The sequence below is a fragment of the Flavobacterium sp. KACC 22763 genome (genome assembly GCF_028736155.1).
Lineage (GTDB): Bacteria > Bacteroidota > Bacteroidia > Flavobacteriales > Flavobacteriaceae > Flavobacterium.
Map to the genome: position 1 here is coordinate 4,478,024 of NZ_CP117879.1, position 26,671 is coordinate 4,504,694.

General features: G+C 34.5%; 17 protein-coding genes. 4 read left to right on the forward strand and 13 right to left on the reverse strand.

The genetic code is table 11. The features are described 5' to 3' along the window. Positions 1 to 33 precede the first annotated feature (33 nt). Positions 34 to 972: an L-threonine 3-dehydrogenase gene (locus PQ463_RS18845; protein WP_274254995.1), complete on the reverse strand. Its 939-nt coding sequence runs from the start codon at positions 970 to 972 to the stop codon at positions 34 to 36. A gap of 312 nt (positions 973 to 1,284) precedes the next feature. Between PQ463_RS18845 and PQ463_RS18850 the strand changes: the two genes are divergently transcribed. From PQ463_RS18850 to PQ463_RS18865, 4 genes are all read left to right on the forward strand, one after another. Beyond that, on the forward strand, positions 1,285 to 1,893 hold the full coding sequence (locus PQ463_RS18850; RefSeq protein ID WP_274254996.1) for a hypothetical protein: 609 nt from the start codon (positions 1,285 to 1,287) through the stop codon (positions 1,891 to 1,893). Then, a complete protein-coding gene (mfd, locus tag PQ463_RS18855) occupies positions 1,886 to 5,251 on the forward strand; it encodes a transcription-repair coupling factor (RefSeq protein WP_274254997.1) in 3,366 nt (1,121 codons plus the stop codon). The genes PQ463_RS18850 and mfd overlap by 8 nt, the downstream gene beginning before the upstream one ends. Positions 5,252 to 5,293: 42 nt before the next feature. After that, positions 5,294 to 6,160 carry a hypothetical protein gene (locus tag PQ463_RS18860; RefSeq protein WP_274254998.1) on the forward strand — a complete coding sequence of 289 codons (867 nt, stop codon included), beginning with the start codon at positions 5,294 to 5,296 and terminating at the stop codon, positions 6,158 to 6,160. Positions 6,161 to 6,431: 271 nt separating this feature from the next. Beyond that, positions 6,432 to 7,040, forward strand: coding sequence for a hypothetical protein (locus PQ463_RS18865; protein ID WP_274254999.1), 609 nt, complete (start codon positions 6,432 to 6,434; stop codon positions 7,038 to 7,040). Positions 7,041 to 7,093: 53 nt separating this feature from the next. On the opposite strand, the gene PQ463_RS18870 is transcribed toward PQ463_RS18865, so the two are convergent. The 12 genes from PQ463_RS18870 to PQ463_RS18925 form a co-directional block, all read right to left on the reverse strand. After that, the gene (locus PQ463_RS18870) at positions 7,094 to 10,210 is read right to left on the reverse strand and encodes an Ig-like domain-containing protein (protein ID WP_274255000.1); all 3,117 of its coding nucleotides are present in this window, start codon (positions 10,208 to 10,210) and stop codon (positions 7,094 to 7,096) included. Positions 10,211 to 10,486: 276 nt separating this feature from the next. After that, positions 10,487 to 12,667: a glycoside hydrolase family 97 protein gene (locus tag PQ463_RS18875; protein WP_274255001.1), complete on the reverse strand. Its 2,181-nt coding sequence runs from the start codon at positions 12,665 to 12,667 to the stop codon at positions 10,487 to 10,489. Between the two features lie 12 nt (positions 12,668 to 12,679). After that, on the reverse strand, positions 12,680 to 14,098 hold the full coding sequence (locus tag PQ463_RS18880) for an alpha-amylase family glycosyl hydrolase (protein ID WP_274255002.1): 1,419 nt from the start codon (positions 14,096 to 14,098) through the stop codon (positions 12,680 to 12,682). Between the two features lie 123 nt (positions 14,099 to 14,221). Then, positions 14,222 to 15,298, reverse strand: coding sequence for a SusE domain-containing protein (locus PQ463_RS18885; protein ID WP_274255003.1), 1,077 nt, complete (start codon positions 15,296 to 15,298; stop codon positions 14,222 to 14,224). Between the two features lie 14 nt (positions 15,299 to 15,312). Next, the gene (locus tag PQ463_RS18890; RefSeq protein WP_274255004.1) at positions 15,313 to 16,806 is read right to left on the reverse strand and encodes a RagB/SusD family nutrient uptake outer membrane protein; all 1,494 of its coding nucleotides are present in this window, start codon (positions 16,804 to 16,806) and stop codon (positions 15,313 to 15,315) included. 8 nt (positions 16,807 to 16,814) lie between these two features. Then, positions 16,815 to 20,030 (reverse strand): TonB-dependent receptor, encoded by a 3,216-nt coding sequence (locus PQ463_RS18895; protein ID WP_274255005.1) that lies wholly within the window; start codon positions 20,028 to 20,030, stop codon positions 16,815 to 16,817. Positions 20,031 to 20,220: 190 nt separating this feature from the next. Further along, complete coding sequence (locus PQ463_RS18900) at positions 20,221 to 21,399, reverse strand: FecR family protein (protein WP_274255006.1); 1,179 nt, start codon at positions 21,397 to 21,399, stop codon at positions 20,221 to 20,223. A 798-nt stretch (positions 21,400 to 22,197) separates the two neighbouring features. Then, a complete protein-coding gene (locus PQ463_RS18905; protein ID WP_274255007.1) occupies positions 22,198 to 22,761 on the reverse strand; it encodes an RNA polymerase sigma factor in 564 nt (187 codons plus the stop codon). 384 nt (positions 22,762 to 23,145) lie between these two features. Then, the gene (locus PQ463_RS18910; protein WP_008466087.1) at positions 23,146 to 23,802 is read right to left on the reverse strand and encodes a hypothetical protein; all 657 of its coding nucleotides are present in this window, start codon (positions 23,800 to 23,802) and stop codon (positions 23,146 to 23,148) included. A 124-nt stretch (positions 23,803 to 23,926) separates the two neighbouring features. Next, positions 23,927 to 24,298 carry a YraN family protein gene (locus PQ463_RS18915; RefSeq protein WP_274255008.1) on the reverse strand — a complete coding sequence of 124 codons (372 nt, stop codon included), beginning with the start codon at positions 24,296 to 24,298 and terminating at the stop codon, positions 23,927 to 23,929. Between the two features lie 180 nt (positions 24,299 to 24,478). Beyond that, positions 24,479 to 25,378 carry a S66 peptidase family protein gene (locus PQ463_RS18920; protein ID WP_111378905.1) on the reverse strand — a complete coding sequence of 300 codons (900 nt, stop codon included), beginning with the start codon at positions 25,376 to 25,378 and terminating at the stop codon, positions 24,479 to 24,481. A gap of 153 nt (positions 25,379 to 25,531) precedes the next feature. Then, complete coding sequence (locus tag PQ463_RS18925) at positions 25,532 to 26,605, reverse strand: serine hydrolase domain-containing protein (protein WP_274255009.1); 1,074 nt, start codon at positions 26,603 to 26,605, stop codon at positions 25,532 to 25,534. Between the last annotated feature and the right edge of the window lie 66 nt (positions 26,606 to 26,671).

Consider the following 26,671-nt stretch of genomic DNA (forward strand, 5'->3'; position numbering starts at 1 on the left):
AATGATAGTAAACAAATTGTGCTGAAAAAGAATTTAACTCAAATGTTCAATCATATCTTTTGTCATAGTTTCCAAATCAAATTTATGATTCCATCCCCAGTCTTCTCTTGCAGAACTGTCGTCAATACTTGCTGGCCAGCTGTCTGCAATTTTTTGGCGGAAATCTGGATTATAAGTAATTTCAAATTCAGGAATATGTTTTTTGATTTCTGTAGCAATTTCTGTTGGAGTAAAACTCATCGCAGCCAAATTGTATGAAGAATGAATTTTGATTTCTTCAGCCGGAGCTTTCATGATGTTAATAGTCGCATCAATTGCATCATCCATATACATCATTGGCATTTTGGTTTCAGATGATAAGAAGCACTCGTATTTTTTATCTGCAATAGCTTTGTAGAAAATATCAACTGCATAATCTGTAGTTCCGCCGCCTGGAGGAGTAGACCAGCTGATTAAGCCAGGATAACGAATACTGCGAACATCAACACCATAAATATTATGATAGTATTCGCACCATCTTTCGCCTGCTTGTTTACTGATTCCGTAAACTGTTGAAGGTTCCATTACAGTATACTGCGGCGTATTTTCTTTTGGAGTTGTTGGTCCAAAAACAGCGATACTTGAAGGCCAGAAAATCTTCTGAATCTTTTTAGCTTTCGCTAAATTCAAAACATGAAAAAGAGAATTCATATTCAAATCCCAAGCAAAAGCTGGATTTTTTTCAGCAGTTGCAGATAAAAGTGCCGCCATCAGATAGATATCTGTAATCTTATGCACTTCGACCAAATGTTCGATCTGATTAAAATCTAAAGCATTGACCACTTCAAAAGGGCCTGAATTCACAACATCAGTATTTAATTTTCTAATATCAGAAGCGATAACATTCTCGGTTCCGTATAATTTACGCAGTTTTTGCGTCAGCTCTGTTCCAATCTGACCGCAGGCGCCAATGATCAATATTTTAGGATTCATTTTTTGATAATTTTTTAGAGATACAAATATAACGTTTTCGCAATTACGCGCACTTTTTTGGAGAATAAATTATAAATTCAATAATTAAAAAGTTTGTTTGTTATATTATTCTCTTTTAAAAGTGTGTCTTTGTGCCTTTTTTAAAATCAGTTAAAAATGCCCTGTTTTATTGGAAAAATCACATTTCAAATTATAATGCCGATAGCCATAAAAAGACAAAAAAATAACCTTGATTTATAGAATCTTTAGCAAAAAACAGAATTCATAATTGTAAATTTACTTCGTAACTTTGCGGTCAAACTATTTTTATCAATGAAATATCAAATATCTCTTTTTTTGCTTTTAACAACTCTATTATTTTCTTGCCAAAATGAAAATGAAAAGCGCCTTGCAGAAAATGCAAAAGAAGCGAAGAAGAAAGAAGTTATTTTTAATAATATAAATAAGGGCTGGACTTTTCTAGACGAACCCATTAACGAGATCTCAGAATCACAATTGAATTCTTGGACAGAATGGCGTGAATTCATGAAAGAAATTGGAGAAAAGCCTCGAAAGACCATTGGCGCGTTTCAGAAAAAATCGGCGGCTATTTCTAAAAAAGCAATGGCTTTAAACAATAATATTCCAGCTCAGTTTAACCAGCCTCAAATCAAAAGCCGTATTTCTATTTTAATAACAAAAATTAAAATGCTGGATTTATTTATTCATTTAAGTAAAATTCCAGATGATAAAGTGGTTTTTTTAATACAGGAAATCAATAAAGAACTGATTTCACTGGAGAGACAAATGGATAAAATTGTCGAGAAAGCCAAAATTCCTAAAGAACAAGGAGAAGAAGATTTCCTTAGAATGTTAGACACAACACGCGCGATTCCAAATTCGGCACCGCCAGTAGATCCAAATATACCAAGAGTTGAGTAAAAACGCCTTATATACTACATACGACAATCTGCCAAAAGCAGAGCAGATTGCTAAAAATTTACTAGAAGGAAATCAGGTAAAAATGAACATCAGCGGATTGTTAGGATCTGCTGTTTCATTTATTATCCGTTCCGTTTTCAAGAAAACCGAACTGCCTTTTCTGATTGTTTTATACAATAAAGAAGAAGCGGCGTATTATCTAAACGATCTCGAACAGATGATTGGAGAACAAGATGTATTGTTTTATCCCGCATCATTTCGCCGTCCGTACCAAATTGATGAAACCGATAATGCCAATGTTTTGCTTCGTGCAGAGGTTTTAAATAGAATCAATTCTAGAAAAAAGCCAGCCGTAATTGTTACGTATCCAGAAGCACTTTTTGAGAAAGTAGTTACGAGAAGAGAACTTGATAAAAACACTTTAAAAGTAGCTTTGAACGATAAAATTTCGATTGATTTTATCAACGAAGTTTTGTTTGAATACGAATTCAAAAGAGTAGATTTTATTACAGAACCTGGAGAATTTTCAGTTCGTGGAGGAATTGTCGATGTCTTTTCTTTCTCAAACGATCATCCGTACAGAATTGAGTTTTTTGGAAACGAAGTAGATAGCATCAGAACTTTTGATGTTGAAACGCAATTATCGGTAGAAACGCATAAAAAAATCACGATTATCCCGAATGTGGAGAACAAACTTTTTCAGGAAAACCGTGAGAGTTTCTTAGATTATATTTCCGAAAAAACAGTTCTTTTTATTCAAAATACTGAAGGACTTTTTTCTCAGTTGGACAAACAGTTTGCAAGAGCAGAGGAAGCTTTTGAGAAACTTTCGAAAGAAATAAAACATGCTACGCCAGAACAATTATTTTTAAATCAGGCGTCATTTATCAAAAGATCTTTAGATTTTTCAGTTGTAGAATTGGCTTCAAGACCAGTTTATAAAACAACTAAGAAATTCGAATTTCATATTCAGCCACAGCCATCTTTCAATAAACAATTTGATTTATTGTTGAATAATCTGAGCGACAATCATTTTAACGGATATGTCAATTATCTGTTTTGTTCGAATGATACACAAGCAAAACGTTTTCATGATATTTTTGAAAGCTTAGACGAAGCGAATTCTGAAAATATCAGGAAACATTATCACACGATTGTATTGCCGTTGTATCAAGGTTTTATTGATGAAGAAAATCAGATTACAGCTTATACCGATCATCAGATTTTTGAGCGTTATCATAAATTCAACATTAAAAACGGATATTCTAAAAAGCAGAATATCACTTTAAAAGAATTAACCGCACTTTCTGTAGGTGATTATGTAACGCACATTGATCATGGAATCGGGAAGTTTGGCGGACTGCAGAAAATTCAGGTTGAAGGCAAAACGCAAGAAGCCATAAAATTGGTTTATGCTGATAATGATATTGTGTATGTGAGTATTCACTCGCTTCATAAAATCTCGAAATACAACGGAAAAGACGGAACGCCTCCGAAAATCTATAAACTTGGATCGAACGCTTGGAAGGTTTTAAAACAAAAAACCAAAGCGCGTGTCAAACACATTGCATTCAACTTGATTCAGCTTTATGCAAAACGCCGTTTAGAAAAAGGTTTTCAGTTTGCGCCAGACAGTTATTTACAAAACGAATTAGAAAGTTCGTTTATCTACGAAGATACACCAGACCAAATGAAATCGACGGCAGAAGTAAAAGCCGATATGGAAAGCGATCGTCCAATGGATCGTTTGGTTTGTGGTGATGTTGGTTTTGGAAAAACGGAAGTAGCGATTCGTGCTGCTTTTAAAGCCGTTGATAATAGCAAACAAGTAGCGGTTTTAGTTCCGACAACCATTTTGGCGTATCAGCATTATAGAACTTTCTCTGAACGTTTGAAAGATATGCCGGTTTCAATTGGTTATTTGAACCGATTCAGAACGGCGAAACAAAAAACACAAACCTTAAAAGATTTAGCTGAAGGAAAACTAGACATCGTAATTGGAACACATCAGTTAGTAAACAAAAATGTAGTTTTTAAAGATCTTGGTTTATTGATTGTCGATGAGGAACAAAAGTTTGGCGTAAACGTAAAAGATAAACTGAAAACTATTGCTGCGAATGTTGATACGCTGACTTTGACAGCAACGCCAATTCCGAGAACTTTACAGTTTTCGTTAATGGCGGCACGAGATTTATCGGTAATTACAACGCCTCCGCCAAATCGATATCCTATTGAAACTAATGTGGTTGGTTTTAATGAAGAAATTATCCGTGATGCTATTTCGTATGAAATTCAGAGAAACGGACAAGTTTTCTTTATCAATAATAGAATTGAAAATATAAAAGAAGTGGCAGGAATGATTCAGCGTTTGGTTCCAAATGCAAGAGTCGGAATTGGTCACGGACAAATGGATGGTGCCAAACTCGAAGAACTGATGTTAGGTTTCATGAACGGAGATTTTGATGTTTTGGTAGCAACGACAATAATCGAAAGTGGTTTAGACGTCCCAAATGCCAACACGATTTTCATCAATAACGCCAATAATTTCGGATTATCAGATTTGCATCAAATGCGCGGTCGAGTAGGGCGAAGCAATAAAAAAGCATTCTGTTATTTCATCTGTCCGCCGTATTCATCAATGACCGAAGATGCGAGAAAACGTATTCAGGCATTGGAGCAATTTAGCGAATTAGGAAGCGGTTTCAATATTGCAATGAAAGACCTTGAAATTCGTGGAGCAGGAGATTTATTAGGTGGAGAACAAAGCGGTTTCATCAACGAAATTGGTTTTGATACTTATCAAAAAATCATGAATGAAGCGATTGAAGAATTGAAGGAAAACGAATTCAAAGATTTATACCCGGAAGAAAATGATATCGATACCAAAGAGTATGTAAAAGACATTCAAATTGATGCTGATTTTGAACTTTTATTCCCAGATGAATATATCAACAACGTTTCGGAACGTTTGGTTTTATATAACGAATTGGGTGCCATAAAAGACGAAGCTGGTTTACAGGAATTTGAGAAAAAACTAATTGACCGTTTCGGACCATTGCCAAAACCTGCGATTGCACTTCTAAATAGCATCAGAATAAAATGGATTGCCACGAAAGTTGGAATAGAGAAATTGGTTTTGAAACAAGGCAAAATGATTGGTTATTTCGTTTCAGATCAGCAGTCTGATTATTATCAATCTGTGAAGTTCAGAAACGTTTTAAACTTCGTTCAAAAGCATGCTTCACTCTGCAAAATGAAAGAAAAACAAACCGTAAACGGCTTACGTTTATTATTGACATTTGAAAATGTGAAGTCTATAAAACGTGCGCTGGAATTGATGGAGTTGTTTGAAGAGTAAAGTTTGAGTTAATTGTTTTGTGTTAAATTAGTCTTACCATATATGAGTAAAAAAATTAGAATATTTTATTTTTTGATTTTAGTTATTGTTTGTAGCTGTAGTTCTGATAATTCTACCGAAAATAATCCAAATTTAAACAAGGGATTATTAAAATCTGTAGATTCTGGAAAGGATGGTAAAGAAGAATTTGAATATGAAAACGGATATTTAACGAAAGTAATTCCTAATACGCCTGGAATAATGATAACGGAATATCGGTATGAGTATAATAATAAAGGAAAGCTTATAGCTTCAATAACTTTAATAGCAAATGAAAAACTTAAAAGTTCTTACTCCTATGATACTCAGAATAGATTAATTAAAGTAGTTAAAGAAGGTACGGCTGATTATTCAGTATTAGAATATTTTTCGGATAAAATTATTGTAAAAAATCATATTGAAACAGCTTTAAATAAACCTAAAGATTTAATTTCTGAAGTATACATTGATAATAATGGAAGAATAATTAAAACGATTCAAATTCCTCCTTCTAATTTTGATGAATATTTAATTAAGGAGTTTAAATATGATAGTAATGGTAACGTTGTACAGGTTATCAATCGTGAAAATACAAATCAAGCACCGGGCTTAATTGTTGATTATGAATATGATAACAAAAAGAGTCCTGAATATTTAAGTTATAAATATTATAATGAAAGTCTTTACTATTGGATGTTTAGCAATACCAATTCAATAATTGCTATGTCGCCTAACAATATTATTTCAATAAAAAGTCCTACGAGTTCTGTTATAAGGCAGATGACATATAATGAAGATAATTTTCCAATTAATATCATTCATTCTATTTATCAAGGGAGTTCATCCACTCCTTCATCTACAAGTAACAAAACTTATAAATATTATGAGTAAAAAATGTCCAATAGTCTCGATTTGTAATCTGTGCCCGTTTTCTATTGACTTTCGAAAATGTGAAATATATAAAATGTGCGCTGGAGTTAATGGAATTGTTTGAGGAGTAAAAGATAACATGTAACTATTATTTAAAGGCTTTTGATTTAAAAATCGGAAGCTTTTTTCTTTTTAAGATATTGGCTTTATTTATTGTTTTAAAGACTTTTAAATGAAGTTTTTACTTTTAGAGAAATGTACATTTGCAGCATTGTAAATGATTAATAGTAACATGGAAAACGAGATAAAAACATTAAAAGATTTTGTAGAAGGAATTATAACTTCTAAAGATTTTGAAAAAGTATTGTTTGAAAACACAAAATTACAGGAACTGCTTTTAGATGATACTTTAAAGCTACAAAATACATATATAGGAAATTCAACAATATTTTTATATTTAGTTGAACAAAAAATGCAAAGTATAGGAGGTCGATTGAATGCACAAGGGGCTGTAGAATTGTTTTTGACCAAGAAGGGAATTAGTTTTAAAAAATATGAAAAATATAGTGATGATTACGGTCTTATATTAGACTCACAACCAAAATATATTGATGCAGATCTTGATTTTATTGAAAAGTATATTTTGCCATCAGAAGTAAATAAATCAAAATTAGAGTTGAAAAAAGAGATGAAAGATCGATTTTCAACCCTATTTAAATATCAAACGAAACCGCCAAAATGGATTCAAAACCCAAATTGGATTATAAAAGAAGAAAAGCCACTTTTCTTTTTAGGGCAATTTGAAATTAAAAATTGTGATATTTTTCATGATGATGGAATGGTTTATTTGTTTGTAAACGAATCAACAGGTGAAATAGAAACTGTGAAACAATTTTATTAGAAAAAGGCGTATAAAGAAATTATACGCCTTTTAATTTTATTCTAAAAATCAACTTATTTAACTATCAGTTTTTTAGTCACATTAAAATCTTTAGAAATAATATTTACTATATAAACTCCTGTAGATAAATGATGATTAACTTGTCCTGATGCAGAAAGTCTTTCTGTCAAAAGAGTTCTTCCGTTCAAATCAGAAACGAAAATTTTTGCAGCATCTCCAATTGCTAATTCTGGCATTAAAATATTAAATACATTGTTTGTCGCTGGATTTGGGTAAATACCGATTACTGGTTCCGTTGCAGAAACTTCTTCAGCATTTAAAGCCATTTTTGATGTTCCAACTGTTGTTGGTTCCAATTGCCATTGCGCGCTGTACCAGCCGTCTTGCGAATTTCCGTATTGTGCCGAACCTGTCTGGTTTTCGATATGAATAATATTTCCTGTCTGCCATCTGTTTCTTAAACGAACCCAAGTTCCGTCAATGTAATCGCTTGACCATTGCGCGCTCCAGAAAGTGGTATCAGTAATATTACATTGAACTGTTCCTGTTTGGCCTTCAATATTCATCAATTCACCAGTTGCTGCATTTTTAAGAACAAAATATGTGGCGTCAATAGCGATTTTTTGCCATTTATAATTGTTGCCAGAAACGGTTGTTCCGTAACCTGTGTTTGTTCCAGCATCAGATAAATAAGCGCCAGTCCATCTGTTTTTGATCGTGTAATAATTTCCTCCTCCAGAAGCTGTTGTAACCGATACTAAACATGTACTAGTTTTGTTTCCGTCAACAGTTGTAACGGTAATTGTCGCTGTTCCATTCGCGACAGCGGTAATTAAACCAGAAGAATTTACGGTCGCCACAGCCGTATTGTTTGAGCTATATGTTACCGATTTGTTAGTTGCATTTGCAGGAAGAATTGTTGGGGTCAATTGCTGTGTTCCGCCAACATTTAATGAAGCTGTCGTTGGACTTAAACTTACACTTGTAACAGCAACACCAGTTCCTGGATTAGAATCGTACCAAGTGCTGTTCATGTACCATCCGTTTTTATCTCTGCTTAAATCGGCTGTTTGGTTTGTTCCATCATTGAAAATTAAATTGGTCGAAGTTACATTGGTAAAAGTATAGCTGTACCATCCATTTCCAGCATCGGTCATGTTTACTCCTGGCCAGTTTACAGTTGCTAAAACTCCTGTTGGTAAAGCATTCCAATAGTAGATTTTAATTCCAGTTCCCCAATTTGATGGTTTATAGAAATAAACAGTAAAATTGGTATTCGGATTAACCGTAATAGTTGCCGAAGCCGTTTTGTTTCCGTCTTGTGTTGTTGCTATGATTGTTGCAGTTCCCGCTGCGACAGCTGTAACAAGCCCGCTTGAATTTACCGTTGCAACTGCTGTATTGTTTGATGACCAAGTTACATTTTTGTTTGTTGCATTTGTTGGCGAAATCGTTGCTGTAAGCTGTTGTGTGTTTCCTGCATATAAACTTGCAGAAGTTGGTGAAACCGCTACCGAAGAAACAGGAATCGTAGAAACAGTTATAGCTGAAGTTGCTGTTTTGTTTCCGTCAGCAGTTGTAACCGTAATAGTTGTTGTTCCAGCAGAAACTGCCGTAACTAACCCAGATGCGTTTACTGTTGCTACAGCCGTATTGCTAGAAGACCAGCTCACATTCTGATTTGTAGCATTTGCAGGTGCAATTGTAGGGTTTAATTGCTGTGTTGATCCTAAACCAACAGTTACCGTAGTTGGACTAACAGAAACGCCAGTAACCGCTACAACAGGAGCATTTGTATTAGTTAAAACCAAATATTCATACGCAGCAAAATTACGTGTAGAACCTGCAGTTAAAGTTACCGAAGCATTATTGTTATACGGATTTACATAAGTTCCTGCTAAGGCTGCTGGAATAACATACGATTTAGCCGCATTTCTCAAATTCGACATTACGATTACTTTTTCTGTTCCTAAAGTTTTAGTGAAAATGCTGATGTCATCATTTGCGTAAGTAGTCAAATCACCGCGACGTATAGCTGCACTTTGTGTTCTAAAATTTAGAATCTTAGCAAAATCGGCTGCAGCGGTAGGGTTTTGTGACCAGTTGAATTTGAAGTTTGTCCAAGGCCAATCGGTTTTTGGTTCGTAATCTATTTCCTGTCCGCTCATTAAAAAAGGAACGCCTCTCATGTAAGCTGAAACTAAGAAATTGGCAACTATTCCGTTATGATTTTTAAATACAACAAATGGTCTTCTCACACCATCATCATTGGTGTAAGTATCGTGATTTCCAGTATATCTAACGATTTGCTGATTTCCAGTTGCTTTAGCATATTCATATGTCGTCTGATCTTGAATTCTTTGAGAAACAGGTCCTCCACTAGCAATATCATATAAACCAGCGTGAAACCATCGGTCTCCATAATTCATGTCAAAACCAACTTCAAAGTTTTCTTGTCTGTCTCCTTCGGCTAACATTAATAATTTATGAGATGTAATTCCTCTAAGGTTAGAATTAACTTCTGACCAGAAATCTAAAGGAGGATTGTTTGCATAATCGCAACGATAACCGTCAACGTTTGCAGCGAAAATCCAGTAGCGCATGGCATCTTTTATGGCTGCTCGTGTAGCAGAACTATTAAGATCAAGCGCAGCAATATCAGAGAAGTTTCCTAATTGCTGAATTGTAGTTCCAGTTCGTTTATAATATTCAGGATGCGAAACGGTCCAGACATTGTCCCAAGAAGTTCCATTGATGGCAATATCCAAAATCACAGCCATTCCGCGGCTGTGTGCACCATCAACCAAAGTTCTTAAATCAGCCAAAGAACCATATTCAGAACCAACGGCTTTAAAATCTTTGATACAATAGGGCGAAGCCGAACTTCGGGAATCGGTGCCGTGGGGAAAAATAGGCATTAAATAAATAACATTTGTTCCAAGTGCTTTTATATTGTCTAATCTAGCGGTTACTCCGGCTAAATCTCCGTTGGCACTAAACGGACGAATATGCACTTGATACATATTGATATCTCTCGTATCAGGAACACCAGCAAATGGTGTCCCGTATTGAGCAGGATCTTGTGCATAAACTGAACCTGCAAACAATAATAGAAAGCAAAATATTGCTTTGGTAATATGAAATAATCTAGTGGTAATTTTGATTTTCATAATAATAGTTTTTTGCATGCTTGTCGGCATTTATAACTAAAATTCATTCTCACTCGCATTGTTTTTAAATTCGACAAACATTTTGTGGTTAATAGTTTTCAAAATAGTAAGTTTTAATTTTGCTCAAAAATAAGCATAGGTTTCTTGCCACGAATTACACGAATTAGCACAAATTTTCATTTGCGGTTTTTTAATTTGTGGAATTCGCGTAATTCGTGGCAAAAAACTTAGAAACTGAGTGTTTCAGTTCCGATAGCTATTGGGATAGCACCTAAATTATAATTTTTTCAATCCTTTTAAATCTGAAGCAGTTCCTTCTTTGATGCTGATGGCAACACCACCACCTGGAGCTAAATATTGCTTCAGTTTACTTTTTGAGTTTACGATAACTTTAGTAACCGTATATTTTTGGGGATTTTTATTCCAATTAGCGTCTTTAGCATCGGCATAAATAGTGGCAACGAAATTTTTTCCTGCAGGTAAATAATCAAATGAAATGTTGGCTGTTCTTGCATTTTCATCTGTAATTCCGCCAATAAACCATTCATTTTTGCCTTTTGCTTTTCTTGCAATTGTAATATAATCTCCTGGTTCAGCTTCTAGAATATAGCTGTTATCCCAATCTACAGCTACATCTTTAATGAACTGAAAAGCATCTGGAAAACGCTCATAATTTCCAGGAATATCAGCAGCCATTTGCAGCGGACTGTACATGGTCACATAATAAGCCAATTGTTTTACTAAAGTGGTGTTTACTCGTTGTGAACTTCCAGTTCCGTAATACGAAAGATCGGTTTGGAAAATTCCCGGCGTATAATCCATTGGACCACCCATTAAACGGGTGAATGGTAAAATGGTGGTGTGATCTGGAGCTAATCCTCCCATAGATTCAAACTCAGTACCGCGCGCTGATTCCTGAGCAATCCAGTTTGGATAAGTTCTGTTTAATCCCGTTGGACGAACGGCTTCATGGCTGTTGATCATGATTTTATAATCGGCAGCACGTTTCACAACGTTAATGTAATGATTCACCATCCATTGTCCGTCGTGATGCTCTCCACGCGGAATAATTTTTCCAACATATCCTGTTTTTACAGCATCATAACCATTATCATTCATAAATTGAAAAGCACGATCCAAACGGCGTTCGTAATTGGTTGCCGATCCTGAAGTTTCGTGATGCATGATAATTTTTACGCCTTTTGAAGCGGCATATTTATGAACTGCTTTTACATCAAAATCAGGATAAGCGGTTACAAAATCAAAAACTTCTTCTTTCCAGTTATTAATCCAGTCTTCCCAACCAATATTCCAACCTTCAATAAGAATCGCATCAAAACCATTTTTAGCGGCAAAATCAATATATTCTTTTGCGCGTTCTGTTGTGGCTCCGTGTTTTCCGTTTGGTGTAAGTTTGGTAAAATCATCAGTTAATTTTACGTTTGTTTCTTGTCCAAAAGCCCAAGTACTTCTTCCTGCAACGAAATATTCCCACCAGATTCCGATGTATTTTACTGGTTTTATCCAAGAAACATCTTTATAGCTTGTAGGCTCGTTAAGGTTTAAAATCAATTTGGAAGCTAGAATATCTGTCGCTTTATCGCTTACCACAATAGTTCTCCAAGGAGATTGTGCATCGGTTTGCATGTAACCTTTTGCACCAACGGCATCGGGAGCCAAATGACTGACCATTTTATTGTTTACAGGATCAACTTCAAGATACATGGCCGGATAATTGATTAATCCTGCTTCGTGAATGTTGATGTATAAACCATCATCAGATTTCATCATTGATGGCGTTTGTATTGATAATGCTGCGATTGGCCATTGTGAATTGATTTCGATAGTGGCTTTTTTCATCAGTGAAGGAATCTCTGAAATTTTTGAAGTGGTATACGCATATTCATTGGTATCATAATCTCCCGGAATCCAGAAAATTTTATGATTTCCAGCTAAGTTAAATTGCGAGCGTTCTTCTTTAATTACAAAATAGCTCAGGTCATTTTGTTTTGGAAATTCGTATCTAAATCCTAATCCATCATTGAATAGACGGAAACGAATTCTAATAAATCTGTTATTGTTTTTCGCTTGCGCTAAAGTGACAACCAATTCGTTGTAATGATTTCGAATTGTTTTTTCTTCACCTAAAACCGGATTCCAACTTTCATCAACAGAAGATTGTGCTGTATTTGTAACGGTAAAACCATCCAAAAACGAAGGCATATTTTGAAGTTCTAAACCTAAAGAACTAGGTTTAATAACCGGTTTTTGTTTGTATGATAATTGATAAGACGGAATTCCGTCTTCTTTCAATTCAAATTTTAAGGAAAGATTTTTGTCTGGCGAAGTTATTTCTTGTGCTTTAACCGCTAAAGTGCAGAAGCAAACGAAAAATAAAAGCGCAGTTTTCCTGCCCAAACGAATTTGGAACAGTATTTTTTGGGATTGAAAATTCATGTTTTTTAGTTTTTACAAATCTATTTGTATCAGAAGCGTTATTGTTTTTTTAAGGATTAAATATTGGTAAGCTTCTAAATTGATTTCTGTGCCAATTGCTATTTGATTTCCAGTTAATGCATCTGTCCAATTGGTGTTGGCCAAAGCAGTTGGAGCAGTATATTTTACATTTTTATTTTTGATATTAGCAACAATTAAAACCTTATCGGTTGTGGTTTCCATGGTAAAAACACTCACATCATTACTGCTGTAACCAGTTAGTTTTCCTTTTCGAAGCGCTTCACTAGAATTTCTAAAGGCAATTATTTTTTGATATTCCAAAAGCATATCGTTATCTGCCGTAGACCAATCTATTGGCACATTGTCAAAATAATCAATGCGTTTGTTATAGCCAATTTCCTGACCATTGTAAATCATAGGAACAGATTTCATACTCGACGCAATTACAAAAGCGGCTAACGATCCTTTTTTTCCTCCAAAAAGTTCAAGTGGAGTTCCGTCAGAAAGATTCACGTCGTGATTTGTGGTGTAACGCACAATTCTTTTTGAAGCATCTAACTGCCCATATTCTTTAGAGCTTTCTGTTTGAAGATAGCTTGCAGGCTGAGCTTCTGAAAACACTTTTTCTAAAGCGCCGAAATAGGCAAAACCAAAAGTATAATCAAATCCTGCATCAAAATGATTAACTCTAGTGCCTTCTGCCATCAAAATCATCCTTTGGTTCTTTATTTTACGGATTGCAGTAATCGCTTCTGACCAGAAATTCATCGGAACAAAATCGGCAGCATCACATCTAAAACCATCAATATTGGCATTGTAAACCCAATAGGACATGGCATCGATCATGGCTTTTTTCATTTCAGCATTGGTATAATTTAACTGCGCCACATCTTGCCAGTTTGTTCCCGGCGGAATGGTAATGTTTCCGCTAGCGTCTTTCTGGTACCAGTCTGGATGGGCTGTTATCCATTGATTATCCCAAGAAGTATGATTGGCTACCCAGTCTAAAATCACCGCCATATTTTTGCTATGTGCTTCTGTAACCAAAGCTCGAAGATCTTCTAATGTTCCATAATCGGTATTAACGGCTTTGTAGTCTTTAATAGAATACGGTGAACCTAGTTTTCCAGCCATTTTTACTTTTCCAACAGGATAAATCGGCATCAGATAAATGACATTTGCACCTAGTTTCTGTATATCTGCAAGTCGTTTCTGAACGCCTTTTAAGTTTCCTTCTGGACTGAAAGAGCGCACATTCACCTGATAAATTACGGCATCTTCGTTGGCTGCAACTTTATCAAATGTTGATCCATACTGCTGATATTCGTTTTCAGGCTTTGGCTCTGGTTTCGGATTTTCTTCAGAAGAACTGCACGATACAAAAGCTATTGAAAGCAGTAAAGCAAGAAAAATATTGGTGTTAGACTTCATGATTTTAAAATTAAAATTGATAGATTTTGAGCGGGCAGTTTTATTTTTTTTAGATAACCTGCCTTTTGCTCAGAAAGGCAGGTTTCACTCAAAACTAATCTAACAAGTATGAATGATGTTAGATTATTTTTTAACTATGCTGCAAGTTGCTGTTGCAGGATAGCCATTTGTGTTTGGATCTGTTTCTTCAATAGTGAACGTAACTTCATAAGTTCCAGCTTCAGTAATGGTATAAGAGCCTTGATCGTCACGATTGATGGTATTTGTTGTAGCATCTTTAGGTCCGTAATTAACGTCCCATTTGTTGTTCAATCTGAATTTCAATGCTCCAGGAACTAAGTCTGCTGTTACTTTCCATGTTTTAGTTTGATGATCATAACTCATTGGCGTGCTATTGTCCCATCCTCCAGATTGAGCAGTTCCAACAATTCCCCATGCATAAGGAGTAGCAGACCATTTTAGCGTGTTCAAATTTACTTTAATTTGGTATGAACCTGCACTTGGAAGAAATAAATTATCATCATCCATTCTAACTAAATCTTCATTAGTAGCACCTGCACCATAAAATTCAGCCCATGTTCTGGCAGTATTTAATTTGAATGCTAATGCAGTACCTTCAGCAGTCATATATCCTTGATAGATTCCTTTTTCTATTGCTGTTAAAGCCGCAGCAGTTTCGACTGCCCAACCTTGATAATCACCAGGCATAAAAATTTCGCCAAAAGCAACTGCTTTTTCGTAAGGAGTGACCGTTATCTCAATTGGATCTGAATAAATATTTCTATCCATGGCAGCCACGACTCTTACTGCTAGTTTTCCGTCTACATTTGGTTGTAATCCTAGATCTGTTGCAATTTTATTCAAATCACGAACTGTAAAAGATTTACTCAAAACATCGTTTCCTGCTTCAAATGTTTTAGCAGTTAACCAAGCCTTACTACCAGAAGTATTTGCTGGAAGATCAAATTGAACTGTGTATAAAACAGGTGCTTCAATCGGGAAAACAACAGCTGGCCAAGAAATAGTTGTTGCAGTATCGTCGGCTGTATCTTCTGTAAGCACAATTTTACTTGCAGAGGATGTAATTGCAGAGGGAAAACTAACCGATTTTAAAACGGTTAATTCCGCATCAGATTCACAAGAAGTAGCTACGATTACTAATGCCAGTAATGCTGCTAATTTATTTATATATTTTTTCATAGTATTGAGCTGTTTTAGTAACCTGGATTTTGTTTTAGTCCTGGATTTGCATTTAAAGCTGAAGTTGGAATAGGGAATATTTTTCTATATTCTTCTGAAGTGCCTTTGAATTCATTTGGCAACAAAAACTTATCAAAACGAATCATATCTTCTCTACGATGTCCTTCCCAGTTTAACTCACGTCCTCTTTCATCAAAAATATCATCAAGAGTAGGGTTTGAAGCTAAAGCACCAAGACCAGCACGAGTTCTAATAGCATCAACCAAAGGTTTAGCGGCTCCAGAATTGCCTAGACGAACATTACATTCGGCTGTCATTAATATAACATCAGCATATCTATAAATTGGAAAATCATTTGAAGCTCCGCCACCATTCATTGAACCTGCAGGATAAAATTTAACATTTCTAACACCTTCTTGAGCGCCCGCTCCAGGATTATCTAATGAAGTGATGTCTAATGTATAATTTATGTTACCTGGTTGTGGCCCTAACAGGAATTGTTTTTTACGAATATCTTTATCGTCATACTTTAGGTAAAAATCTTTTGGAACAACAGATCCGTTCCAGCCACTGTAACCAAATAGAGCATTAGCATGTGGTCCAATCAAACTGCGTACTGTAAAAATATTACGACCTACAACATCTACAGTAGTATAAATAGATAAAATCGTTTCATCTTGAGGACTTGTATCTCCAAACAATTCGTAGTATTTATTTCCTAGCGGACTTGAAGCATCTGAAAGTGCAGGGTGCAATGAAAATCCTCCGCCATTTACAACATTACAAGCTGCTAGACATTCTTCCCATTTTGGAGTTCCAGTTAAAACACCTGCATTCAAGTATACTTTAGCAAGCAAAGTGTATCCAGCCCATTTGTTGAATCTTCCGTAAAATTCACCACCTTTAGTACCTGGCAGTAAATCAACATTGGCTTTTAATTCTGATACTACAAAATCAAATACGACCTGACGACTTGCTTGTGGAATTTTGTCAACAGTAATATTGTTATCTGTGTAAAAAGGAACACTTCCAAAATCATCAATTAATAAATAATAGAAAAAAGCTCTTAAAACTTTAGCTTCAGCAATTTTTGATGCATCCGCTTTAGAGTCTTCCAATTGTTGTATTGCAAGGTTGGCATTGAAAATTGATTTGTAAAGCCAGTTCCATGTATTTTTAACTACTTCGTCTGTTGGCAACCATTGGTGTTTGAACAAAATTGCAAATTCAGTTGACCAGTCACCTGTATTTCTGTGAGGAATAACTTGATCATCAGCACACATGGAATTTAAGTCATACCAACCCATATCGGCACCAGCATAACCAACGCCATTCCAATTACCAGGAATTTGTGCATATACACTTGCTAAGGCTATGTCAGCTCCTTGAGGAGATCCATAAAAATCTTTCGCAGGGTATTGATCGTACACGTTTTCTTCAACATTGGTGCAACCTGTCAGAGCAAAGAAACAAATGCTTCCTGCTAAAAATATATTTTTTATTTTCATTTCTTTTACTATTTAAATTTAACGTTTACACCAAACGAAATGCTTCTGGTACGAGGATAAATTCCTCTGTCTCCTCCAAAATAATCATTAACGTCACCACTACCACTTAAGTTGATTTCAGGATCAATACCCGAATAGTTGGTGATAAGGAATAGGTTGTTTCCAGTAAGAGAAAGTCTAATTGACTCTATAAATCGATCTTTAAAGCTAAAATTGTATCCTGCAGTAACGTTTTCTAAACGAACAAAAGAACCATCTTCCAACCATAAATTTGAAGAATATTGCGAGGTGTAAATGCCTAAATCAACAGCACTTTGTAAAACATTGCTTTTTCCGATGTTTTCCATATAACTTGAACGTTGATTTACAGTGTTATAAACTTTATTCCCTCCTGATCCTCTTAGTAATATAGAAGCGTCAAACTTTTTATATCTCAAAGTTGGATTGAAAGCAAAAGTATAAGTTGGTAAAGCAGAACCTTGCATTACACGATCCAGACTCATACTGCCTTGGTCAATAACGCCATCACCATTTTGGTCTACTACCGTTTCAGCGTTAGCAGCATCTTTACCTTGGTGTTGTAAAATATTAAATGTACCAATTGGTTGTCCTTTTATCAAATAAGAATTCGGTGCACCCCAACTTACATAATCTGTATTTAATGCTACTCCATTGATACTTCCGCTTAGGTTAAGAACCTCATTACTCATAAAGGAAACATTTCCTGCCAAAGTAAAAGTTGTATTTTCATTACGAATTACATCATACGCCAGAGCAACCTCAAGACCTTTGTTTCTTATACTACCAACGTTGGCTTTAATTTTGTCATGTGGGTAAGGAGGCTGAGGTACTGTATAGTCAAATAATAAATTATCTGTTGTTGCAGTATACACATCAATTGTACCTCTCAATCGGCTGTCAATTAAACTAAAATCAAGACCAATATTAGTTTGTTTTTTGGTTTCCCATTTCAGATCTGGATTGCCATTTTGAGTGATGTTGTAATTTGGAATTTGAGAACCTCCAAAATAAGTTGTTCCAGAGGCACCAACCAAAGAAAGAGAACTTAGAGGTTTCAACCCTTGCTGATTTCCGGTAACGCCATAACCTACACGTAGTTTCAAATCATTAACAACAGATTGATTAGCCATAAATGATTCTTTTGCAATTTGCCAAGCGACCGAAGCAGATGGAAAATTACCCCATTTATTATTTTCTCCAAAGACAGAAGATCCATCACGTCTGATACTTGCTGTAACCAAATAACGGTCTAGTAAAGAGTAATTTACTCTTGCCAAAAAAGAAGCTAGAGTTCTATCTTCTTTAGAAGATTTAATATCACCAGGAAGAGCTTTACTAATGTCACCTAATTGAAGGTTATTATAAGTTGCTAAATCATTAATAAAACCTCTTACTTGAGAGTAATTTTCTTGCTTGCTTTGGTACTGCCATTCGTATAAGGCCAAAGCATTAATAGAGTGAACTCCAAATGTTTTTTTGTAATTCAAACTAATATCCATTAATTTTTCTTCTTGACGAGTATTATTGATATTTCCAAAACCTTTTTGGTTAATTGCGTTTGCATCAGTAGATTTTGCTGGATTATAAAAACCGATTGAATTATTTGCTTTTCTCCAGCTTCCAAACCAGCCAGCTTGTAAACCATCAACTATATCCAAATCAGCTTTAAGACTTCCGAATAAATTATCATATTTTCCCTCATTAGTAATTTCTTGTTGAGCCGCATAAGGATTCAAATATTGAAATAGGTTAGGATCTGTATAATAAGTTGTTCCGTCTGATTCAAACACAGGATCAGTAGGACGCATTTGATAAGCCTGAGAAATTAAGTTTGAAACCTGATTAACTCTACCAATACTTTGTACACTGCTGGCCGTATTACTAATTCCGTTAGTTAAACTATAAGTCAAAGTTAATTTGTCATCCAACGCTTTTTGAGTGGCTTGTAATCTTGCAATGTATTTTTTATTGTTAGAGTTAATCACAACACCATCTTGCAAAATAGCACTTACAGATCCGTGGTTGCTAAATTTTTCACTGCCTCCACCAAACGAAAGTGTATGCGTTTGCGTAAATCCTGTTTGTGTTAAAATTCCGTACCAATCTGTATTTGCGCCATGATTTGCAGAAGCAGGAACTCCAACACTTTGTGCTGCAGTCCACCATTGATCAGCATTTAGAAAATCTAATTTTTTTGGAATAAAATCGATAGAAGAAGAACCTACATATTCAAAAGTTGTTTTTCCTGTTTTATTCGTTTTAGTTCTTACGATAATTACTCCAGCAGCTCCTCTAGATCCATAAACGGCTGTAGCCGAGGCATCTTTCAAAATATCGATCGATTCAATTTCTGTTGGAGGAATCGAATTTAATAAATCTAAATTTCCCTGAATTCCATCTACCACAACCAAAGGATCGCTTCCGCCAATTAAAGAACTTACTCCACGAATACGTACACTTGGACCAGAACCAGGTTCGCTACCAATTTGGTTAATATTGACACCCGCCGCTTTTCCAGAAATTAATTGCAACGGATTTACAATTGCACCTTGATTCATCTCTTTAGCATTAATAGTAGAAACTGCACCCGTTACATCTTTTTTAGTAACCGATCCATAACCAACTAAAACTACCTCTTGCAGGTTAGTAGCATCTGGTTCCAATTGAATATTTAAAATGCCATTTCCAGCAGGAACTTTTTTAGTTTTATAACCCACAAAACTTACCGCAATAATAGAAGAACTGCTTTCAACAGTAAGTTTAAATTTACCGTCAAAATCGGTTACAACACTATTTTTTGTGCCTTCTTCGATGATAGAAGCTCCAGGAAGCGGAGCACCATTTTCGTCAGTAACAATTCCAGAAATAGTTTCCTTTTCGTCCTCAATATTTTGTGTTTTTAATTCTGGCTTTTTAAGGATAATTTGTGTGTCGCGAATTTTAAATTCTGTTGGAGTTCCTTTAAAAATTCTGTCCAAAACTACATATATCGATTGTTCTTTTACAGAAATAGAAACCGTTCGATCTAAGTCGACATCATTCATTTTGTAAATAAATCTGAAATCTGTTTTTTGTTCAATGGTCTCAATAACCTTTTCGATTGTTGAATTGTTCAATTCAAGAGTAACTTTAGTTTTTTGAGCATAAGTACTTGCTTTGATATTAAACATGGCGACCAAAATAAGTAGAGTAGTTAATTTCAATTTTAGGTCATTTTGGAACAATGAGTATAGAAACCCATTATTCTTAGATTTTTTTTTCATAATTTTGTTAATTGATTGTAGTTAATTCGTTATATTCAATCACTTAGTAAATCGGAAATTGTTCGCAGCTCTTTCCGATTTTTTTATTCCCGTAATGTTATCTCATCATATATTGTATTGGTTTTAGTGGTTATTTAATTAGTATTTGATTGTTTTTTATCGTGTAATTAATGCCATGAACATCATTAAAATAGCTCATCACATTCTCAATTGATTCTTCTTTAAAGCTGGCATTGAATTTCTCGTTAGCCAATTTTTCATTTTTATTAATGATCGTTACGTTGTAGCGTCTTTCCAGTTTGGTAATGATGTTTTTGAAAGTCATGTTTCTAAAAGTAAGTCCACCATCTATCCAAGAAGTATAGATTTCTGTAGCAACCTGTTTAGTAAAAATTGAAGCATTTTCTTTGTTGAAACTTCCTTTATAGCCCGGTTTTAAGATTGTATTTTTAGAAGCATCAAAATTTTCGTTAGAACGATACATTCCAACAGAGCCTTCAACGAGAACCACATCTGTCGCAGCATCTTCAGGATAGTTAGAAACGTTAAAATGCGTTCCTAAAACACGTATATTCAGTTCATCAGCATTTACAATAAATGGATGTTTTTTGTCTTTTGCAACATCAAAAAAAGCTTCTCCGTCTAGATAAACTTGACGATTTTCTCCGGCAATAAATTTCACAGGATATTTTAAAGTGGTGCCAGAGTTTAAATGAACCATAGTTCCGTCAGATAATTGCAAACGGAATTTTTTGCCAAAAGGAATTTTAAGGGTGTTGTATGCTAGTTTATCAGAATCAGCTTGATTTTGGTAAACCAATTTATCTCCATCTTGATTTCCAACAACATTCCCTTTTTCATCATGGACCTGAACTTTTCCATTTTCAGAAATAATCTGAACACTTCCGTCTTCCATCTGTAAAACAATATCAGTGCTTTTAAAATCGAATGGGACTTCGGTACTTTTAGTAAAGAAACCTTGTTTGTAAGCAAAACCAACTCCCAAAAGAACCAAGACAGAAGCTGCAATAGAAATGTATTTTCTATAATTTGGTTTTCTAGGCTGTAATTCTATAACTGTTTCTTGCTCTTTTGCTGCAGATAATATATTGTCGAAAATAGAATCAGCTTTTTGCTCCTCCATTTTTGGCATTTCGCCCAATAGATTTTTTACTTCTTCTACTGTCGGAAAATCTTCAGTTAGATTATTATTGCGGCAATAGGCAATAACCTGTTCTGTTTCTTCGGCAGTACATTGATTTAAAATAAACTTCTCTAAAAGCGTTTTTATTTCAGAATTTGAATTCATTAAGAATGTTTTTAGGTTCTGTGTTTCTATAATACAGCTGAGATGCAATCGAGTACTACTCAAACGTTATAAATTTTTAAATTTTAACATTTTAAATTATTTAATGTATTGATTTTTAATAAAATGTAGAAGTTTGTTTTTTTGAAGAAATAATGATTAAATACATTTTGTCATCCTGAGTAACGAAGGATCACAGAAGAAAGCAACAAAAAAGTCCCTCAATCTGAATATAAAATTGATTTTTTGGGCGAGCCAGCATTAGAAAAAGGGACCAACAATCTTTGTCTTTATGTGCCCCTTTTCCTAATGCTGTCGGGCTGTCCGCGCTACTTCGGTAGCTTGCTCCCATCCCTCTCGCGGGCAAACAGGTTTATTCACGATTCTATTTTTTTCGTTTTCATAATGAAAAATCAAAATAGAAGCAGACGAAAATTATCGATTTTGATTTTGGAGTTTGTGTGTCCTTGAGTTTTCTAATTTTTTTTCAATTGCCTCCAGTTTTAGCTGGAGGTCAAAAAAAAGTCTCCAAATCTGGGCTTTAGCCAAAATACTTTATTCGGCTAAAGCCTCCAATCGTACTTTCTTATAAACCTCCAGCTAAAGCTGGAGGCAATTGATTTTTTTTCAAGCCACAGATTAACAGATTAAAAAGATTTCAATCTGTTTGGGAAAAAAACAATCGTTTATTTTAGATAGAAAAAATACTGATCTGTGGAAATCCTTTAATCTGTGGCAAAAAAGCAATCAAAAAAAAATCACTCCGAAGAGTGATTTTAAGGGCAATATTTGTGGTTTTGGTTAGATAATTTCATCGTGAAGTTGAAAAAAACCGCGCATCGATTCGAGCGCTTTACTCATTTGGTTCCGGACCGTGTTTATCGAGATTCCGAGTTCCTCGCTTATTTCTTCGTAGCTCATTCCTTTTTTTCGCGACATTTTAAAAATCTGCCGTCGTTTGGGCGGGAGCTGTTTTATTGCTTGCTTTTGGAGTTTTTTGCAATCGGCTTCCCGAACAGCATAATCTCCGTATTCATGCGTTTTCTGACTTTCGTAGAAAACGGCTTCTTTCAATAAAATTTCATTCGCAGCCTTATTCAAAACATTAAAAGCCTGATTTCTTGCAATAGTAAAAATGTAGGCTTTAAAAGATTGTTCTACATCCAAACTTTCACGGTTGAGCCAAACTTTCAAAAAAACATCCTGCACATTTTCCTCCGCCGCTTCTTTTGATTTTAGAAGACTAATACTGTATCCATAAATATCTTGGCGGTATAAATCAAAAAGTTGGCGAAAGGCTTTTTCGTTTCCTTTTTTGAGTTCACTTACCAATAATTTTTCACTATGGTTGGCAGCTTCTAACAATTTAAATTGCGTTTATGTAATTCCAATGGTATTAAACGATCAAAATCCGAGGTCTGATATCTGACTTCGTCGCAAATATATAAAAATATTATTCGTAATAAATTATATGTAAAAAAACTTAATTCGTATTTTTTGTTAGTTTTTTATATAAAAGTTACAAAACGCAATGCGAAGTGGCATTTTACAAGTAAGTGTCATATTGACGCTTTTTCGAAATAATATTTATTTGAGAATTTGTCTTTTGAGAATATTCTTATTTACTAAAAATGTAATTATGCTGATACAGCCTTTTATTCAAAAAAAAACCTTTCATCTTTCATTAAAAAGACAAAAGGATTTTGTGTTATAAAGAGGAATCAAAGCGATTCTTTAAATCTTATTCTATTAGTTTTTCAAGTCCTTAATTACTTTAAAAGCCACATCAACTTGATCTTCTCCAACTAAAATCGTAAATTCATTTGAAGTTGAAATTACCTCGTTGATGATGATTCCTTCCCAAGCCAAACGCTGGAAAATGAAGTAGTAAATACCAGGAACAACAATGTTTTCTTTTGGCAATTTTACAGTAATAGAAGCTAAATTATCCAATTTCTGGATTAATTTTTCTCTCATGAAGTGCTTCTCAACTAAGTGATTTACACTGCTGCTCACTACGATATTAGTTTCGTTTACTCCACGAGATGAGGTATAAAAAATATCAGATAAAGCATTAATATCGGAGATTAAATCTGCTTGTTTGTTTAAGACAGTTTCAGATGCTGCGAAAGTGTAATCTGTAAGTTCAGAACGAACCGTGATTTCACCAATATTTTTAATTACTTTATTGATTTTGTGGTTTAATTTAAAATCTAGTTCTTCCGTCAGTCGTTTTAAAGACATTACTACAGCGCCTTGTTTTACTTCTTTTCCAAACTCACTTTCTAATTCGGTCATGATATTTCGCGAAAGTGATGTTAGGTTAATAATTCCGAGTGACAGGGCATTTAATAAAAATGGTTTTGTTTTAATGTAGTTTTCTACAATAGAAGAAACAGTTTTCATAATTCTTTTTTTTTTTTTTGGTAACAGTTGAGTTGGTTTGTTAATTTAACATTGCGATGTTATAATTCTTTGCAAATATAAATAAAAAAACAAATTGTTACAATTATAACAATAAAAAATTATGTTAAAAGTGATAAAAAGCGTCGGTAAGATGTTCAATTGCAAATGATTCCCCATTTTTATGGACCGCAACGATGTCAAAACGAATTTCTAAATCTTCTTGAAAATCCTTTTCCCTATCGTTTATGTAGGCATTTACTGCTTTAATGAGTAATTGAATCTTTTTTTGCTTGACAAAATCTTGCGGAGAACCAAAATCTAAACTCGAACGAGTTTTAACTTCAACAATTGCCAAAACATTATCTTTTTGTGCAATTATATCTATTTCTGCCTTTTGGATGACAAAGTTTCTTTCAAGAATTGAATATCCATTTTCTTCAAGATGTGCAGCGGCGAGATCTTCGCCTAGTTTTCCTAAATCGTTATGCTCTGCCATGAGGTTTGTTTTTTTGTTTCAAGTTTCAGGTTTCAGGTTGTTGAAAACTGAATAATAGTTTTAAGTTTTTTGCACGCAAAGACGCGAAGTCGCAAAGTTTTAATATTCTTTGTGGCTTCGCGTCTTTGCGAGATTTTTATGTGGTATTTTTGAGTTTCCTTAAAAAGGAGTAGACTGATACTATTTTTTAAAAGTAACCGTACTTCCAGAAGCAGTGACTTCTATAGAAACGGTATTTCCCATAATCAAAGCTCTATTGTCTCTAATATGTCCAGCTGGGAAATTGAAAATGACTGGAATATTGTATTTTTTTGTTACGTCATCAATAATCTCTAATGCATTTTTACCCCAAGGCACTTCATTGTCTTTCATGCTTGTCATTCCGCCAATGATAATTCCTTTTAGATTTTCGATGCAACCGTTACGTCTTAGATTCATCATCATACGGTCGATATGATATAAGTATTCATCTAAATCTTCTATAAATAAAATTTTATCCTTGCAGTCAATTGCAGATGGAGATCCTAATAAACTATATAAAATAGACAAGTTACCTCCAACCAATTCTCCCGTTGCACTTCCCAAACGATTCATCGGACTTGGGCTGATAGAGTAGGAAATAGGTTCGTTAAACAAAGCAGCTTTTAATGAACTTACCGCATCTGGAGTTGCTCTAGGAACAGTTACCGGCATAATACCATGAATAGATTTATAGCCCATCGTATTCAAATGATTATGAAGAACGGTTACGTCACTAAAACCAATTACCCATTTCGGATGCTGTTTGAATTTGGTAAAATCCAATAAATCTAACATTCTAACAGTGCCATATCCGCCGCGAACGCACCAAATCGCTTTAATATTTGGATTGTCCATCTGTTTCTGAAAATCGGCAGCTCTCTGTTCATCTGTTCCTGCCAATTGATTATAATCTAAACCAATTGTTGACCCGATTACGGCTTCTAAGCCCCAACTGTGCAATAAATCTATTGTTGGTTTTAAGTTATCGTCGATGTTTTTTCTTGCTGTTGCCAAAAGTGCCACAGTATCTCCTTTTTGTAAATAAGGCGGTGTTATCATGTTTTGTTGAGATTGACAGTTGAATGATTGTAAAGCAAAAATAAGAAATGCGAGTTTACAAAAGACAAAGTGTCTCTTTATATAGTGAAAGCAGTTTTTATTCATTTTTTTCTTTTGCTTAAAATTATAAATTAATTTTTAAGGTTTAATAATTTAACCTCCATATTGTTTTTGCAATTCGGCAAGAAGCAACATTAAGCCTTTGTCAGCTTCTTCAGATTGCACATTCGCAAATATTATAAAAGCCTTATCGATATCTTTGCAAATATACACTTTGGTTAAAAATGTTCCTGGATTTCCATAGTGAAAAGAATATTTTAGGCCCGATTTTTCATTTGTTTCAGAATACCATCCAATAGAAAATTCAGGAAACCCAAAATGCATTTTGTTAAATTCTTCTTCAGACAATACTTTTGATTTTCCTAACAAACCTTGTAATTGCATCTGCGTGAATTTGCAAAAATCAGGAAGATTTACATTGATATTTCCTGCTGATGAAAGCCAATTTAGTTTATAATTTACAAACGGTTTTTCAGACTTCAAATTTTCATCATGTCCCCACGGTTGGTTTATATCAGTAACATTTGGTTGCCCAAAACCGAAGTTAATACTTAGCTTTTTACCCAATTCTTGCACTAAAGCTTCATAGCTTTTTCCAGTTGCTTTTTCGAGCATTAAACCTGCGGCAACAAAACTTGGATTTGAGAAATAGATTTCTTGTTTTTCAGGAATTGTATTTTGCTGAAAAAACCATGCAATAAATTGATAACGTTGTTCTTGGCTATTTCCTTGTATTTCTTTTTGCGCTGGAGTTTCATTTCCATAAGACCAAGTTGGAATTGGGGCTCGAAATGTCAAGAAATCTTGCAAGGTTACATTGTAAATTTCTGGATTACTTGCTGCTTTTAATTCAGGATATAAATCAAAAAATTTAGTATTCCATTCTATTTTTCCTTCTTTAACTAGCGTCGCTGCTATATAGCTTGTGATCGTTTTTGTGATGGATCCTAAACGAAATATATCATTAATTTTTGCTTTATGAGAAGATTTGTAACGTTGAAATCCTAAAGCCTCAATTTCATGTATAGAATCTGATGAAACTACGGCATAAGCCAATTCTGGAATTTTATATTGTTTTCTGATTTCCTCTGCTTTGAAACCGTTTTTTTGCCCATAAATTGTATTTAGAAAGGTTAAGAAAAAAGTAAAAAACAGTATTTTTTTCATGTTATAAATGATCAGATTTTTTGAGCAAGGTACAAGACTTTTGTTAGAAACAAATGTAATATTTTG